14 protein-coding genes and 1 tRNA gene are annotated in these 16,482 nt (G+C 52.6%); 6 read left to right on the forward strand and 9 right to left on the reverse strand.

Features of this window, described 5'->3' with window-relative positions:
- Positions 1 to 98: 98 nt before the first annotated feature.
- On the reverse strand, positions 99 to 992 hold the full coding sequence (locus A6X21_RS00525; RefSeq protein WP_068845230.1) for a hypothetical protein: 894 nt from the start codon (positions 990 to 992) through the stop codon (positions 99 to 101).
- A 387-nt stretch (positions 993 to 1,379) separates the two neighbouring features.
- A complete protein-coding gene (locus tag A6X21_RS00530; RefSeq protein WP_068845306.1) occupies positions 1,380 to 2,684 on the reverse strand; it encodes an outer membrane protein assembly factor BamB family protein in 1,305 nt (434 codons plus the stop codon).
- A 933-nt stretch (positions 2,685 to 3,617) separates the two neighbouring features.
- Here A6X21_RS00530 and A6X21_RS00540 point away from each other — a divergent pair.
- The 4 genes from A6X21_RS00540 to A6X21_RS00560 all read left to right on the forward strand — a co-directional run bounded on the left by A6X21_RS00540 (position 3,618) and on the right by A6X21_RS00560 (position 7,989).
- Positions 3,618 to 4,052 carry a hypothetical protein gene (locus A6X21_RS00540; RefSeq protein ID WP_068845234.1) on the forward strand — a complete coding sequence of 145 codons (435 nt, stop codon included), beginning with the start codon at positions 3,618 to 3,620 and terminating at the stop codon, positions 4,050 to 4,052.
- Between the two features lie 544 nt (positions 4,053 to 4,596).
- Positions 4,597 to 5,214, forward strand: coding sequence for an RNA polymerase sigma factor (locus tag A6X21_RS00550; protein ID WP_068845237.1), 618 nt, complete (start codon positions 4,597 to 4,599; stop codon positions 5,212 to 5,214).
- A gap of 2 nt (positions 5,215 to 5,216) precedes the next feature.
- Positions 5,217 to 7,784, forward strand: coding sequence for a WD40 repeat domain-containing serine/threonine protein kinase (locus A6X21_RS00555; RefSeq protein ID WP_068845239.1), 2,568 nt, complete (start codon positions 5,217 to 5,219; stop codon positions 7,782 to 7,784).
- A 131-nt stretch (positions 7,785 to 7,915) separates the two neighbouring features.
- Positions 7,916 to 7,989, forward strand: a tRNA-Val gene (locus A6X21_RS00560).
- Here the strand turns inward: A6X21_RS00560 and A6X21_RS25395 are convergent.
- The 7 genes from A6X21_RS25395 to A6X21_RS00595 form a co-directional block, all read right to left on the reverse strand.
- Positions 7,949 to 9,268 carry a tyrosine-type recombinase/integrase gene (locus A6X21_RS25395; protein ID WP_369009481.1) on the reverse strand — a complete coding sequence of 440 codons (1,320 nt, stop codon included), beginning with the start codon at positions 9,266 to 9,268 and terminating at the stop codon, positions 7,949 to 7,951. The genes A6X21_RS00560 and A6X21_RS25395 overlap by 41 nt on opposite strands.
- A gap of 378 nt (positions 9,269 to 9,646) precedes the next feature.
- The gene (locus A6X21_RS00570; protein ID WP_068845242.1) at positions 9,647 to 12,019 is read right to left on the reverse strand and encodes a phage/plasmid primase, P4 family; all 2,373 of its coding nucleotides are present in this window, start codon (positions 12,017 to 12,019) and stop codon (positions 9,647 to 9,649) included.
- Complete coding sequence (locus A6X21_RS00575) at positions 12,020 to 12,367, reverse strand: hypothetical protein (RefSeq protein WP_068845243.1); 348 nt, start codon at positions 12,365 to 12,367, stop codon at positions 12,020 to 12,022.
- A gap of 137 nt (positions 12,368 to 12,504) precedes the next feature.
- Positions 12,505 to 12,696: a helix-turn-helix domain-containing protein gene (locus A6X21_RS00580; protein ID WP_068845245.1), complete on the reverse strand. Its 192-nt coding sequence runs from the start codon at positions 12,694 to 12,696 to the stop codon at positions 12,505 to 12,507.
- 438 nt (positions 12,697 to 13,134) lie between these two features.
- Positions 13,135 to 13,374 carry a hypothetical protein gene (locus A6X21_RS00585; RefSeq protein ID WP_068845247.1) on the reverse strand — a complete coding sequence of 80 codons (240 nt, stop codon included), beginning with the start codon at positions 13,372 to 13,374 and terminating at the stop codon, positions 13,135 to 13,137.
- Complete coding sequence (locus A6X21_RS00590; protein ID WP_068845249.1) at positions 13,375 to 13,671, reverse strand: hypothetical protein; 297 nt, start codon at positions 13,669 to 13,671, stop codon at positions 13,375 to 13,377.
- 18 nt (positions 13,672 to 13,689) lie between these two features.
- A complete protein-coding gene (locus A6X21_RS00595; RefSeq protein WP_068845251.1) occupies positions 13,690 to 14,133 on the reverse strand; it encodes a hypothetical protein in 444 nt (147 codons plus the stop codon).
- Between the two features lie 325 nt (positions 14,134 to 14,458).
- Between A6X21_RS00595 and A6X21_RS00600 the strand changes: the two genes are divergently transcribed.
- Positions 14,459 to 15,088: an SMI1/KNR4 family protein gene (locus A6X21_RS00600; protein ID WP_131818105.1), complete on the forward strand. Its 630-nt coding sequence runs from the start codon at positions 14,459 to 14,461 to the stop codon at positions 15,086 to 15,088.
- Positions 15,089 to 15,542: 454 nt separating this feature from the next.
- Complete coding sequence (locus tag A6X21_RS00605) at positions 15,543 to 15,866, forward strand: hypothetical protein (protein ID WP_131818106.1); 324 nt, start codon at positions 15,543 to 15,545, stop codon at positions 15,864 to 15,866.
- The last annotated feature ends 616 nt before the right edge of the window (positions 15,867 to 16,482 follow it).

Below are 16,482 nucleotides of genomic sequence, written 5' to 3' on the forward strand. Positions count from 1 at the left end.
GAGAGTCCCGGAAGGACAAAAATCGAACTCTCGGATTTTACCACAGTCCGCCAGTGATCAGCACTGTCAGCCCTGTTTCTGTGTGGACTCAGCCAGAATTATGGGCTGACGGAAACTCCAGGTTCTGGCAGCGACTCAGGTTTCACTTGAAGAGATTCCGGGCTCTGGGGAAGAGATACTTCACCTGGCTGCGTCGCTGAAGGGGCGTTTTCAATATTTGATGAAGGAGTCACATTTTCCGGGAACAATGCCGATGCGGGCGCCACAGGTTCTTCGTCAGTCTGTGTTTGACGACTGGGTTTCGGTCCGTAAAAGTCAAATAGCAACTCCTTATCTGCAATCGAACCGACATCTCCGGGGTTTGTGGGAGTTGAAATCGCTCCGTAGAAGACGCTCCCCTTAATCCCGATGTAAATCTTCTTGTCAGGGGAATTCATCTCGGCAAGATTTCGGAATGCATCCAGCAGGGCTTGACGATCTGCATGATCAATCTTTTTTAACTTGGAGATACTCATCAGAATTAACTGAGATTCTGGAGTTGTTCTGATACCGAGTTGATATCTCTCCCACGGAAGCACTTTTGCCATGAGAGTTTTCAGGTTTTGTGCCAGAATCGGGTCGTCAGAGAGATTGGCAGCAATTCGTTTCTCATCATGCCGTAAAAGCGCTTCGCGGGGATCCGCATTTTCAGCAGCCTGACGCTGCATTTCCTTAAAATCGATCGTGGAAATAATAAAGTCGATTCCTATGGCGGGCACTACTAAAAAGGCTGTGAGAATCCCCCAGTAAAACAATGGGATAAAGAAGACGGAAGCAGCTGGTATTTTCTCTTGCGTCGTTTTATCAATCGTGGATCGCCCATAGGCCATCCAGATCATCGTGACGGCAACAATCCCCAGCGTTAATGATCGAGTCAGGAAGAGAATGAGGATCCCAAAAGCCAGCCCGGCCAAACCCACCAGCAAACCTTTGAGGTTGTAGATAATGATCATAAAGTGGCGATTTTCCGCGTCGTGATTGGTTACTGGAAATGTGACGAGTGCTTCGCGACTCAGTCTGTTCACTTGCAGCCTAAATTAACCGCCACAACGGTGGTGTCAATGTGTCAGTTTCCATTCTCCATCAGAATTTATGGACTCACGAATTCTTCACCACGAGGAACACGACACATTGGGTGTTGAGTGCGACCCTCACGTGCAAACCTGAGCTCCCTCCATCTCGCCTGTTAACGGCGCTGCCGCTCGATCCTGCCAATTCAAAAAGCAAACTGGCGGCGAACCTGCTCTTGGCAAATTCTCCGCCAGCTCAATCATTCAGTAGAACGTTAACGATATCCCGTAATTCTGATCTTTAAATCAATTGCCATATTCAATACGTCATTACTCGAGGCAATAGAGCCACTCCTGCCGACTGCCACCAGCTTCCTCACCGACACGCAGAAACAGTTCTTTCCCGACAACAGCCGGGCTGGCAAAGGTGCTGTTTCCCAGCGTATTGCGGGCCACTTCTTCATACTTCTGTGGATTCGGCTTAAAGACGTACATAGTCCCCAGTTCATTCGCCCAGTAGATATTGCCGCCGGCATAGACTGGCGAAGCACTGACGGGCCCTGTCAATCGCTGCTTCCACATCTCTTTTCCCGTCTCGGCATTCCAGCAGAACATCACACCGTTATCAGTGAGTGCATAAACGTAGCCATCAATGAGAATCATCGATTGTTCGTAGCATTTCTGGTTGTTCTTCCAGAGGACTTTACCACTTCCGTCAGCTTTGACAGCAATCGTTTCAGCCTTGGGATAACCTCCGCTGGCCACGACAACATCTCCTTCCCAGACCATTGTGCCGCAGGTGGCCATCGTCGTTCCGGGAGTCGACCAGAGAAGTTTCCCGGTGGTGGGGTTATAAGCTGAGACTTTCTCCTGGCCACTGATGAGGAGCTGATCTTTCCCCGCGACATGGGCAATCACGGGCGATGAAAAGGTCAACATGCCGGCGCGTGGTGTTTTCCATAATGGTTTGCCGGTCTGACGATCGAAGGCTGCAATAAAGCTCTCACCTTCCCACTCAGCCGAGACAATCACGGAATTCTGATAAAGCAAAGGTGATGGTGCATAGCCATACTCGAATCGCATGGGTTTGAAGCGACCGGCAAACCGCCGCCAGCTCACTTTGCCGTCGAGTGTCAACGCGATCAATTCGACTTGATCGTGATGATAAAAGGAGATGAAAAGTCGCTCACCATCGCAGGCAATCGTGGGTGAAGCCTCGGTGTTTTTGGGATGATTGTTCTCCGGGAAGGCCCCGCGATTAACCTCAGTTTCCCAGAGCTTTTTCCCCGTGTTTCGATCAAACGCAATGACAGAGTGAATCTGTGCCGCTTCGTCAGCCGTGGGCAAAAAGACTTTTGATCCCACGACGACTGGCGAGCCATGTCCGCGGCCGGGAACCTGTGCTTTCCATTTCACGTGATTGCTGGCACTGAACTCTGTGGGAGGTTGAGCATCCGGCTGAGCGTAGCCATTCCGACTCGGCCCGCGCCACCATGGCCAGTCGGTTTTGGGACTCAGGGCAGGAAAGTCGGCAATCCCACGATCTTCAGCATCAACAGGTGTCGATGCGAAGAGCCCCAGGCCACATATTGCCAGAATCCAAAGGCGGGGTACGAAAGCTTTCCACAAATTCATGTTTGTCACCGAAGAACCTTTAAGCAGGGAAATGAAAATGAGCAGGGCCATGAATCGCCAGGTTTTCCCAAAGGAGACCAGCCATCTTGGGCGAGCGTGGATCTCTCGAAATCTAAGGTGACGCACTGCGCCCGGCAACAGTCATTTTTTCTCCCGAAAAGATTCATCTGCTTCGCAACGGAAAACGTATTGTCAGCGAATCAGGCCCAAAGTGGCAGACCAATCAGCAAAAGCGATCTTTCACTTGATGGAAATTCACCGCAGGGAACGACTTGTTGTAAGGTTTTCCGCTTCAGCGGGTAGCCCTTAGCAAGCATGATCGCGGAACGGAATTGAACTGACTCACCAGTGGACAATCTTCGAATCGATGGTCATGTCAGAATCTAAGGTCATACCAGAACTTTTGATAACCAACACCCGGTTGATGGCTACTGAGAATGATGAATCGGTGGTCACAATCGCCCTGATAAGCAACATCAAGACCTGATGGGCAACATCAAAACCTGATGGGCAACATCAAAACCTGATGGGCAACATCAAAACCTGATGGGCAACATCAAAAACAGTGCGAATGGGTCAGATGAACTGAACTTTTCCTGAATCTGCGGGTCTGAGTGATCACTCGCAGTGTTCAGATTGACGACTGCCGGGAACTTGCCGCGGGCCGACAGATTTCTGCCCGCCCGGCAATCTCCCATGCTCTGAAAGCCCAATACCCCACGAAATCTCGATACGTCTGAAAAGCTCGACTTTTCCGAATCATGGAGAATTCTGGGCCATGTCAGCTTGGTGGTGATGCAGTCGACTATCATTCAGTCGGCAGGCTCAAAACATCGATTCATGGCGCACGGTTCAATACATAAAAATTGTTAAACACATCCGTCGGCCTGCTGCTCGAACAGGTTGGCATAGAAGACAGAAATGGAATGCCAGATGACCCCTCCTGCTGCACCACAGATTTCCTCACAGCCCGATTGGCTCAATAACCGTACCGACACCTGGCAGGCTGCCATCAAGCTGGAAAAGGTGGCTCGCCGGGAAGTGGTGGACCAGATCCAGCAGGCGAGGACACGCAGAGTTCAGCAGACCATCTTGCTGTTTCTGGCTGCGGTCGGATTGATCTCTGCCGTCGTCTGGCTCGATGCGAACAGTGCCGGTAAAACGAACACGGCCGTCAAGACGAACACTTTCGATAAGACTCAGGCGGCATCCCTCTCCACAGCGGCAAATCAGGCCACAGTGCCAACAGCCAATAGTTCATCATCAGCCAATACAGAGCCACGAGTTACATCGTCAGTGACAACGGCTGTGGGGATCAGTTCTCACACGGAATTGTCGATGGATTCTACCGCTCTGACGGCTCACTAAAACTCCATTCGGATCGACTGCTCTCAGAACATAATCCCCAGTTCAAGGCAGAACACCCCAGTGGCCTGAAAAAATGTCCACATTGGGTGGCTGGAATTCTTGACTCCTTCTCCCGTTCCGACGGGAGAAGGCCGGGATGAGGGAAATCGGCACATATGCGGGGGGGAGTCAGGTGACTGTGCTCAAGCATGCTCATTCGCCCCCACGTCATTCGACTTCAATGGTCCCTGGCGAACTTTCTCGACTGCCATGAAGCATGTTTTCAGATACCGTCGATCTGCGAGCACATGGGCAGCCATATTTCAGGGATTCACAGGCAACATTCATGCCCATACCGGCTTGATCAAAGATCGCCGGGCCTTGTGTGGCTTGGCATTCAGACCGACTGTCAACAGCATTTGTCGCCTTTGATCGGCCGTAAATTTCTCTCAAGCTGTCTGCTTTCTCAGAGAGAAGCATCGATTCTTGCCCCGAAAACAAATAGAATTTCGAGCACTGGCGGTGGCGACTCGATCTGAGTCGAACTTGCCGACATCTCTGAAGGATGGACCGGGTGCTTCAGAATTCACCGATCACACGAGTCAGCCTGCTGATCCGCCTGAGGGATGCCGCAGACCACTCGGCATGGCAACAGTTTGCAGAACTGTACGGCCCTGTCATCTATCGATTTGCTCGCGGACGCGGACTTCAGGATGCTGACGCCGCCGACGTGATGCAGGACACGCTCAGGTCAGTTTCTAACGCAATCGGTCGTCTCGACTACGATAGCGCGAAAGGAAGCTTCCGAGGGTGGCTATTTACTATTGCCAGGAACAAGATTTTCAACCTGCTCTCTTCGCGGAAGAATAAGCCAAGGGCGGCTGGTGACACGGCAGCCCACGAGTTGCTGCAAGCCACTCCCTCCGACGACAACAGCCTCGAAGAGTCCTGGGAAGACGAATATCGCCGCAGACTGGCGGGCATTGCCATCGAACGCATCAAGGGAGAATTCCAACCCAACACCTGGGAAGCCTTCTGGGGCACTGCCGTCAACGGAGAATCCGCGACGGATGTCGGTGAGCGGTTGGGAATGTCCAGTGGTGCGGTCTATGTTGCCAAAAGCCGGGTTCTTGCCCGTCTCAAAGAGCAGGTTCAGCGGTTGATCGATGAAGAGGATCAGTAGTCATGCCATCACAGCCCGCCCCTTTTCCTGCCGAGCATTCGACAGGCCACAGTTCGTCAGATATTGACCTGACAGCCAATTCATCGACGACCAATGCCCGGCAGATCTGCGATTCGCCCTGTCCTTCGGTCGAAGTGCTCAAGCAGGTCATGCTCGGTACGCTCGATTCGCAGCAGCAGCAGGTCTGCATCTGCCATCTCGATCATTGCACGGCTTGCCAGCAGGCTTTGGAACGATTGGCGACTGGCGATTGCGCACTCGGTCGAAAAATGGGCCAGCTTTGCCAGCATGTCGATCAAACAGTTCCCGAATCGGGCTCAGCCTACTGGCCCGCTTTACGCGAGGTCGAAGTCGATCTGGCCGAGACCTTTGTTCCGGAACTGAGTCCACTCCCCAGCTCGTTATCAGGTCTTGGCAAAGAGGGGGCAGCCTCCCCCTCCGGATCGAGTGGAAAGCCCTCGAACTTTTCTCATCCCAGCCGGGGAGATTTGAAGCTCGACTTTCTTTCACCTCCCGAAGACCCCGCCTATCTCGGGCGGCTCTCTCATTTTGATATCTCCCGCGTAATTGGCCGTGGCGGTATGGGTGTCGTTCTGGAAGCTTTTGATACGCACCTTCAGCGGCCCGTCGCCATCAAAGTGCTCGACCCGGAACTCGCCTCCAACGAGACCGCCAGACTTCGCTTCTGCCGGGAAGCTCGGGCCGCAGCCGCCATTACTCACGAGCATGTCGTTTCGTTGCATCACGTCGAAAAATCCGATAACGGCGACTTGCCGTTTCTGGTGATGCAACTGGTTCAGGGAACCACTCTTGAAGCTCGAATTGCCAGCGAACATAAACTCCCTGTCCGCGAAATCGTCAGGATCGGGATGCAGGTGGCTGCCGGTCTGGCAGCAGCGCATGCTGAGGGGTTGATTCATCGCGATGTCAAACCCGCAAATATCCTGCTGGAAGGTCCCAGTGGACGCGTCAAGCTGACAGACTTCGGCCTCGCCCGCTGTGTTGAGGATGTCAAACTCACACAGACTGGCTTCGTCACCGGCACTCCACTTTACATGGCTCCCGAACAGGCCTTGGGCGAAGAGATCGACGAACGCTCCGACCTCTTCAGTCTGGGTGCAGTCATGTACGAAATGGCCACAGGTGTCCCTCCCTTTTCCGGAACCACGCCACTTGCCATCCTCCGCAAAATCACCGAAGAAAATGCCCGGCCCATCAGCCAGCTCAACCCGGAGATCCCCACCTGGCTGGTCGAGATCATCGGCAATCTTCTCAAGAGAAATCGAACCGATCGCTACAGTTCAGCCGCGGAAGTGGCTCACATCCTCGCTTCGAAGTATCAGCAACTGGAACACCTCTCGCCCTTACAACTCCCGACAGTCGCTGGCGATGCCTTCCACGAAACGTCACTCACCTGCCGACAGGCCGAAAAGCGGCACGCCCGCAATCGTCTCCTCGCACTGGCCGGCGGCATCTTGGGAGGCATGATCCTCACACTTTCAGCAGTCAGCTTTTACTGGTGGCAACTGGGGCTGACGGCTCCCAATCCTGCGGGGGCCTCAGCCAATTCATCGGGTGCCAATACCGCATCGATCGGTGGGCTGGATGGTTCCGGAAGTCCGATAGAGTCCGTACCACGCACCAAACCAGTGCGGGTCTACACCAACAATGCCGGCCCGGTCTGGGGGATGGAGATTACTTCTGACAACAAGCAGCTTTTCACGGCAATTGACGACGGCACCATCCGCGTCTGGAACCGTGATCAGCATCGCATTGCCGGCACTGTCCAGGCATTTGCCGGCCAGGTCTGGGATGTCTCGGTTTCTGAAGATCGCAAATTCTTCGCCGGCGGTGGTGATGACGGCAGTGTGAAAGTTTTTGATCTCTCCACTCGCCAGCTTCACGAAACCTTGAAGGCCGGTGGCCCGGTGCGAACCTTGCAATTCGCCCCGAAAGGGCATCGCCTGGCTGTCGGTACTCGCACCGGCCAGGTGGAAATCTGGGATGTGGATACCAAAGAACGCCTTTTGATGAATCCCGGTCATACCAGTGGTGTCGTCTCTGTCGCCTGGTCAAAAGATGGACAGTTTCTGGCGACTGGCGGTGGAGATAAGACGGTTAATCTGTGGGATGCTGCCGATGGTTCTCTCCTGCTGGAAATGACGGGCCACACTGGCGGCGTCTACAGTGTCGCCTTTACAGCGGATGATCAGAAAATCGTCACGGGTGGCTGGGATAAAAAGCTGCATGTCTGGGATGCCGCCACAGGTTCGAGCCTGGGAGAGTTGGAAGGACATACGGCCGATATCTGGTCGGTGGCCTGCTCGCCAGTCGGGGGACTGGTGGCCTCAGCCGGTGAAGACCGGATGCTCAGGTTGTGGGATCTCGACACCATGAAACCCCTGGCGGTCTTGAACGATCAATCCGGCACAATCTACTCGGTCTGCTTCTCGGCTGACGGAAAATCAGTCCTCACGACCGGCCGCGATGGCATCACCCGGGAATGGAGTGTTCCCAGACAGCCAGATCAGCAGGCAAATAAACCGGCAAATCGACAAGCAAAACAGTGATCCAAAAGGTCGTTGGGCCAATTCTCTCGGGCCCACAATCAACATTTGCTGCGAGACAGTTGTTTGCCAGTTTCCGATCAACTATTCTTACGAGATCCAAGGAGCAGGATCGATTTTCGAGCCTGCACCAGGGGCGGTTAGCTCAGTTGGTTAGAGCGTCACGCTTACACCGTGAATGTCGGGGGTTCGAGTCCCTCACCGCCCATCAAAGCCATTTCGCCTGCCTCATCAGCAAGCATCAGAACCCCGCAAAACCCCATGTTTTGTGGGGTTTTCTCTTCTCCCGGGCAATCGCCTGCCAATTCGGGAAGCGTTCTGATGGCTTCCGACTGCACCGCTTTCTGCACCACTTTCTGCACCGCTTCGGGGAACGTGGCGCGTTCAAAGTGTTCATCGGTCACTTGCAGGTAATGCCGCTTGGCAATCTGCTCGCTGTTCCCCAGCCATTTCGTGACGACATGCAAAGGGAAGTTCTCGCAAAGTTCTGTCTCGCAGGTAGACCGCAGATTCTGGAACAGCTTCGGCCAGGGAGTCAGCCCCGCCCGCCGGATGATTCTTTCGAAACGGGTTCGCAGATTCTTCCGACCATCACCCATGGAAGGAATCACGAATACACTTCCAGGTTCTGCCGCATCGAAAGCCGCTTCAAGGTGAGACTTGAGCCGGGGAAAGATCGGCACCACCCGTTTATCGCCCCCATGATGATGTTCTGTCTTTGGTGAGGAAACAGTCATCCGCTGGCGTTCCCAGTCGATATCGCACCACTTCAAGGCAAACGTCTCGCTGGGAGTCCTTAGACCACCATATCTGGCCAGTGCGACGATCAACCGCCATGTGCCATTCGGGCAAGCGTCGATCACTTTCTCGGCATCGTCAATCGTCACAAAGTGGAATCGGCTTTCGTTGGCGAGAACGGATTGCTTCAACCCCTTGAACGGGTTTTCTGTCAGGAGCTTCCGCCGGATGGCATCATTGAAAAATTGCTTTGCCACTCCTGTATGCCGCCGGATCGTATTTTCGGCCAACTTCTCACGCTGGAGATATCTCACCCAATCGTCGGCATCGCCTGCTGTGATTTCATCCAACCGCATTTTCTCGCCAAAATGTTCCACCAGATGTTTGCGAACTCGCCCATAGACTGCCCGCGTTGATGGCTTTGTGCTGATGGCGCGTTTGCTGATGAACTCATCGACGAAACTGGCCAGCGTGATAATCGCCACGGGTTCCCGACGTGGCACCAGTTCAAGGCCGGGCCGCGATAACTTCTCGTGAACATCATCTGGCAAAGAGCCAACCCATGCAGCGAGATCGACTGGCCAGGGAGTTCCCGACCGCTGGCAGGCCACGAGAGCTTCCAGTCTCAATCGGAAGGACTTGGCCGCTTTGGTAGGAAGTGCCCCTAGTCGGATCGACCGCCGCCGCCCATCGGAACAGACGACTTGTAACGTGACATTGCCAGAAGCATCTTGAGAGAGACTTGCCATTGAATGAACCCCTACAGTTCGAGTTGGCTGGAATATACGCAAGCTATCACAACTCACGGTTAGCGCGCAATAGACATCAGGAGATGTCAGAAGTCATCGTTTGCCATTTGCCCATGATGATTGGCGATTTGGCAAAAGGTACTCCCGGCGAAATTTTCGATTGACCACTTACGTCGCCCGGTCGATTGGCAACAGTCTTTCTTTCTCGTGGCGATTGGCCGGGCCGAATCGAATCCGTGACGCAAGTGACTCATGCGACACTAACTCCCGGTTGTTGCCAGTTTTTGTAATTGACGATATTTGCGATGAATTTGCTTTTTCAAAGTACGGACAATAGGAAACTCGTGTCATTATCCGTCATCAGTCACAGAACCGGCATCAAGAGAACTGGAACTCTTCAACGGGAGAGCTTTCGGAGTCGTCATCTTCGAAAGCTGATTCATAGTCAGGTTTCAAAGTCAGGCCGGTGTACCAACGGGCTTCTCGTGTTCTGGCAGGTTCAAACCCCAGGGCCTTCAACTTCCCGGAGAATGCTTTCCCACTGATTTCTGCTTCTCCATTCTTCGAAGCCCATTTCCGGTAATCTTCGTAGAGATTCGCGAATGTCACCCGGTAGACGTTCTGGCCAGTCAAACAGCGTTCTTCTATGAAGCGTCCCACGATGTTTTCATCATGGCGATATGACTGGGTGGCTTCGCAAATGACTTCCGGCGGTTGCAGTCCGTGTTCCTGCCAGTCGCGACAACCTTGAACCGCCCATGCCAAAATTCCTTCCGCCTCCCCTTTCAGTTCATCGGGAAGAGAAGCGTCCTTTTCTTCATTGGAGAATGTTCGCGTGAAGGGGATCATTTGCACCCGTCGCCAGATGGCGTTGTCAGTCCCTTTGATTCTTGGCTTTGGATTCGTCAGCAGAATTGTTTTATGGGTGGGTTTGAACTCCCAGAAATCTTCTCGCATCCGCCGCGCCGTGATCGTGTCGCCGCCGGTAATCTGCTTGACCATGGATTCATTGAGTGTCGCCCCTTCAGGTGTTTCACTGGCGATAACGAGCCGCTTTTTGTGGAACACGGTCAATTCTGTGGGGTGGCTTTCCCCATGCTTCACCAGGAGTGTTGAAGCTGGGATCTGGGCACTGTAGTCATCCCCGAAGGTGAACCGCAGCACTTCGGCCAATGTGCTTTTCCCGTTTGACCCCTCCCCCTGCCAGACCGGGAAAATGTGTTCCTTTCCGTCGCCTGTCAGGCAGTAGCCCACGAGCCGCTGAATGTAGCCCGGTACGTCCGGATGGTTCGGGAAAATCTCCTCCACGAACCGCAGGAATCGAGGGGCCGTTGCATCCGGTCTAAAGGCGATTGGACACAACTGGGTTATGAGAAGTTTTCTGTCGTGTGGACTGATGCCCCCTGTTCTGAGGTCAACAATCCCATTGGAACAATTCAACAAATAGGGATGATTATCGAGTTCATCGAATGAAACGGAGAGCAGCCCGCGTGCGTGCCGAACCGTGGCATTGATTCCACTGGAATTGCTTGAGCTTTTCGCGAATGAAATCGCCCTTTTGTCGGGTTCTGCTTCGCTAATGGCACCCGCTTCATCAAACAGGCTGGCGGCCATTTCCGCAGCGAGCCGTTCGACTTGGCAGTTTCCGCTATCCATCTTCCAGCGGGTTCCGTCCCAGACATACCATTTATCCCACTGGGTAATGAACATCGCTTGTTCTTTATAGCGGAGATGGAATCGAATTCCGTTTGCAGCGTGAGTTTGCCCATATTCCGCAGAAACTCCCGGGTATTGATCCGCATTCCGAATGAGGTCATAAACAGTCGAATCAGCCCCGTCTGTTGCTGTCGCCACGAATGCCGTTTGTGTTTCGGCCATGGTTTCAAGCTGCTTCCGAAGATCACCGGGCATCGTGTCGGGATTTGCCTTTCTCTGGCGTTCGATCCAATCGAAAGCATCGTCACCTTTGGCCGCGTCCGGATTGCCAGAGAAAGGCCGCACGATTCGCACCGTTGCGGGTGGATCCAATGCCAAGAGGTAGCTTGCCACGTCCGCCGCGTACTTCTCGCCGGGTTCGTCGTGGTCAGGCCAGATATTGACGTTCTTTCCAGTCAGGGCCCCCCAGTCCGATTTGTTGGCCGCTTTCGCACCGCCTGCAGATGTCGTGGCCACGAGTTTCAGGGAACGGAGTGCATCAGCCGCTTTTTCGCCTTCCACAATCCAGACCGTTTCCGCATTCACCACTTCGGGAAGGCGATATAGCGAGCGTGGTTCGGGCATCGCTGCAACATGCCACCGCCCATCGATCAAAGCCAAAGGACGGATTTCCTTGCCGCCGCCGGGAGTGTTCCAGCGGGCAACTTGTCCGACCAGATTTCCCGCCGCGTCATGGTAAGGCCAGTGGTTCGCAGGCTTTTCACCTTGAAACTGTTCTGCCAGTGCCTGTTGAGCAGTTTCAATTTTGGCAAACCCGCCTCTCCTTTGCTTTACTGAGGGTTTGCTGCCCGATTTTCTGATACCAGGCAAGCGAGAATTCTGAGGTGGCATCAGTTGCGAGGGATGCAGATCGAGAGCCGCCACGATGGCTTTGAATTCACAGCCCGCGTGGCACTTCACCACGATTCCCCCTTTGTTGCCACGGGAATAGGTCAGGCTGGATTGCTGATCATCATGGGCCGGGCAGCGGGCCTTGCCATTCTGGCCATGAACAAGCTGCTCGAAATCTTCAAGGGAGAGAGGGGGTTTAGGCAATTACTTTACCCCCTTTTTCTTGAGTTGATAAATCAGGTCATTTGCCGGACTCATCAAGCTATTTAGAACAGCTTCATCCTGATCTCTTCCGGAACCAAAACGTATAGGATACATGGAGAGATGTTTGACGATGTGATGATTCGACAAGATCTCAATTTCAGCTAGTAACCTCAGCCTTTCAGGGCCGTCATCCTCATAGGCAAGAGGCGATTCCCTCATCCGCTTATGAATGGCAGCAAAGTCTCTGTATAGACAATTGAGTTCAGTATTCTTTTCGGAGACTGTTTTTTCTCGCTGTTCTTCGCAGTACCATTCAAATCGCTTCGAAGGATAATCGTAGACACTCATTGCAATTCACTTTCTTGGATTCAAAGAGGAGTTTACCGCGCACGAAGAGCCCTAGCCGCTTGCCTTTTGTGGCAGGGCTTTCTCTAAAATTCGGGCAGGGAACAAAATAGAGATCGAAGCGGAGACACTCGCCAGAATCAGGCGGGTTCGCCTTGCAGCCAGCGTTCAAGCGTGGCTTTGTGGAACAGCACCCGCCGCCCGATTTTTCGGTGAGGCAGTTTGTTCGCCTTCACGAGCCGATCCAGAGTGGCCAGCGACAACCCCAGGAGTTGGGCAGCTTCCACCCGATCACAGGCCACGGGGGCAGGAAGCGAATTAGCGGGCAGCATCAGCCACCCCACTTTCAGGCTGTGCCTGATTGGCAAGCCATTTATGCAAATCGACCATGCGATATCGAACAGATGGACGTTTGGAACTTCCGAACCGAACACACGGGATTGGGCCGCGTGGTGACGTCAGGCCCCAAAGCATACTGGTGCTGATCCCTAACGCCTTAGCCGCCTCTCGTGGTCTCAGTGCCAAGGATTCCACAGTTTCATTTGACATATGCCGTGCCCCCAAAGTCAGTTCGTTCTATGTGTAGTAAAATCTCTCTAGTTATCTTTTCGACTTTTTTAAAAATCTCTTGCGTCAAACTGATTAAATGAGAAGTTTTTCACCAAGAAACGAACAATGCCCGTGGCCGTCAGGAGTAGGGTTCCCAACTGCCACGGGCACCAATTCCAGCGAGGGAGCAGCCCCAAGCTGGCGTTTGATCCATAAAAACCTCAGGGCCGTTTCTGATCTTTGGCCGGTAATGGCTTCCTGAATACTTCGAAAATGTCGTCTGCGAAATAGAAGACTTGTTTCGTACCAGGCTGAATCTTTGGTAGTCCCGCTTCATGCCAGCGTTGAAGCGTTGCGCCTGTCACTTTCAAAAGTTGAATCACCTGCTGTTGGCTGTAAAGTCCGCCCGCCACAAGCAACGGAAGAGAGTTTTCTGCCAAGGTCGATTTTGCGCGAGCCATTTATCCGTTCCTTTTCTGATTACGTCTGCTGACGATGTTCGCCCGTTCCCGTTCCGGACGTTTACGGCTCATGTTGGCTTCGCTTCTCCAGATTTTGAAAAGGTCTCCACCCCAGAAATACTTGACTTTGGTTCCCGTATTGAGTGGTTTCAATCCCGCTCGAATCCAGGCCGCAATTGCACTGTTCGAGCACCCCATTTCGTTCAAAAGCTGATGCTTGGTATAGGTTCGGTTTCTTCGAAATGTGAAATTGAGGCCAACGTGCTCCGCTTGAGAATCGATCTGTTCACTTTTCATTCCCTGCTCTCTTTACGCTTATCGGGCCGAAAGGTCTTTGGACGATGGTTTCCCCGTCCGCGAGTATTGAGTAGATCCACGGGCCGCTGCCATCGTTTCCGCGTGGCTGGCGAGGGCTTGCCGGTCATCGGGAGAGAGCCGCCCCCAACAAGCCGCCAGCCGCCGGAGATCGGCATCCGTGGCGAGAGCTTGCACCAACCCAGCCACGAGAGCCGATGAATTCTGAACTGCACCGCTTTCTGCACCGCCGGAACTAGTAAGTGCGGTTTTCAAACTGGAAAGCGGGGGTTGTTCGAGTCCCTCACCGCCCATCCCAGCCATTTCGCCTGCCTCATCGGGCAGTATCCGTACCCCACAAGCATCAGCACCTCGCAAAACTCCTGGTTTTGTGGGGTTTTCTACTTTTGTGGGGATCCCCTCCCCCTTCCACGAGCCGGAAGCGTCAGCGACGGTCGCACTCATGATGGATTTCGCAATCGGCAAGGTGGCAGAGTGACGCAGGCGTGGCTTTGCACGTCTGGGTGACGACAGGCACAAGAAACGATCCTCACAAGGAATCTTGATGCATTAACGCAGAGTGTCCCCGATTGAATCTCCGCTTTCTACAGGTGTGGTAAACCAACAGAAAAATAAATCAGGCCCCCGTATGCCCGTCTCTCACACCCAACAGCCTCCATGCGGTGGTCCGGCCAACTCGTGCCCAACTTACCTACACAGGTCGTCGTAACTCGTATGATGACAAGAAGCTGTGCAACGCGCATACCCTGCCACCTCGCATAATCTTGTCTTGCACCAACAAAAAGTCCTGCCCCCTTTGTTTTCCCAGTTTGCATTTGCAGCAAGAAGGATCCTTGAGAAAATAAGCAAAGATCATTGGATTCGAGGAAGTTCAACGGACAAACATTTGATAATGCTCGAACTTGGAAAGATTGATGGGGAAGGCGCGATAATGAAAAATAGTGTTGAATGGTTGTTTCCAAAACCATCTCCAACTGATTCGACTGTCGATCACTTGGAGGCGTTAGTTGGCTACAAGTTCCCACAATCGTACAAAGATGTGGCCTGTAATTATAATGGTGCCTACCCCAAGCCTTCTGAATGCTTGCTAGGTCGTCCACAAGGAATGTCTTTTAATAACCTAATCGCAATTTCTTTTCCGGGAGATGAATTCAACGGGGAACGTATTTGTGAAATTATTAAAGGGCTTGGTGGTCGTCTTCCAAAGAATGTCGTTCCATTTGCTGCGGATCCTGCTGGTAATTACTTTTGCTTTGACTTTAATCGTCTCAGCGGGAATAGTGAACCCTCTATTGTTTTTTGGGATCATGAGGATGAGGACCCCGAACAACATGATCCATGGATGGCCGTGACTTTTATTTGTGATAGTTTTGAGAGATTAATTGCCTCACTTAAGTAGATGTTGCGCAGCGTGGCACCCGTTGAAATTCTGATTTCTACCGGGGTCGCTTCATCACAAGAGGTCACTGACAGCGCCGCGTTCTTGCAGAGTAACGAGCCGGAAGCGTCAGCGACGGACACTCTCATGATGGATCTCGCTATCAGACACGGAGTCTAGTAGGGTTGGTTAAGGCCCTGCGAAACCCAGTAAGGTAAAAGGACCCTGATGCCATAGGCGATTCCGTAAAACAACGCCGGCTGAAACTCCGTTTTTCCCTCGGCTGGTCATACCACAGGAGGGCCTTGGCAGATATGCAACTCCGTCAAGTTTCCACTTGATATTCTCAGAGACTCACATGAAATTACTTCCCGCAATCAAATCTCTTTTGCCTCAAGCACACAGGCAACTCGCGAACGAGCTACCTTTGCCACCCTGTGCCCCCGCCAACAGTTCCATGACGAGGAACAAAGTCATGACGTATCTTGAAGAGCAGATTGCCAGGACAAAGACGATGGTTCAGCGTTGGCACGGATGCGATGCAAAGATGTATGAGCTTTCGAGAAGTCACCGTACGCTAACAATCGTTATCTGTGGCCATGAGTGCGGCAAGAACTTGGTTGTTTCTTTGATGGAGCCGCTTTTCATTAACGGACCAACTTCGTGGGCAGAGAACGAAGCGTCGATTGTGACGGTAACTTTGGAAACAGGAAATCAGTTTGTAGAATTCGTTGACCACAAGAACAAAGTTCGCATTGTGGCGGAATCATTCGAAGTTGCCGAAAATCGAAAGGTTTAATGGAGAAATAAGATATTAGGTCGGGCGAATTGGATGGTGAACCTGTTACACTTAACGTTTCGGGATTACAGGTTAGCCTCACCACATGAGGGCCTTGGCAGAACCTTTACTCTGCTAAAGTTACTCCCAAAGGTCATCAAATATTCGCACAGTTGCTCTTCAAGCAACAGAACCTTCTCCGTCCCCAGCACACAATTAGCTCTCGGGCGAGAAATCTGGGTTATTCTGCTATACCGATGACTGTATTTAGAATGAAGCATGGTACTTGTGATTTCTCTCAAGTATGGCTAACAAGTCTGGGGCATCACTTTTGCCGTGAGGTTTTATTTGCTGCCAGCTCGACTGAGCAAACGTCTAAATGCTTGATACGTGTAAAAAAGGGCGGCAATACAACAAAGTACGCCTCCTGTAAACACGAGTGGATTAACTGGCACGCCATCGACCAGCACAATTTGTCTCCCTTGAACATCGAAAACGATGGTTCTCCGGCCTGACATAATTGCCCAGGAAAGCGATGCTCCTGCAATAGACAACGTTAGCATAAGGAAAATAACTATCGTCTTACGCATAAACAACTCGTTAATCTGGTTTTCACCTGTAAGTCAGTAGTCCACCC

Source organism: Planctopirus hydrillae, from assembly GCF_001707835.1.
GTDB lineage: Bacteria > Planctomycetota > Planctomycetia > Planctomycetales > Planctomycetaceae > Planctopirus > Planctopirus hydrillae.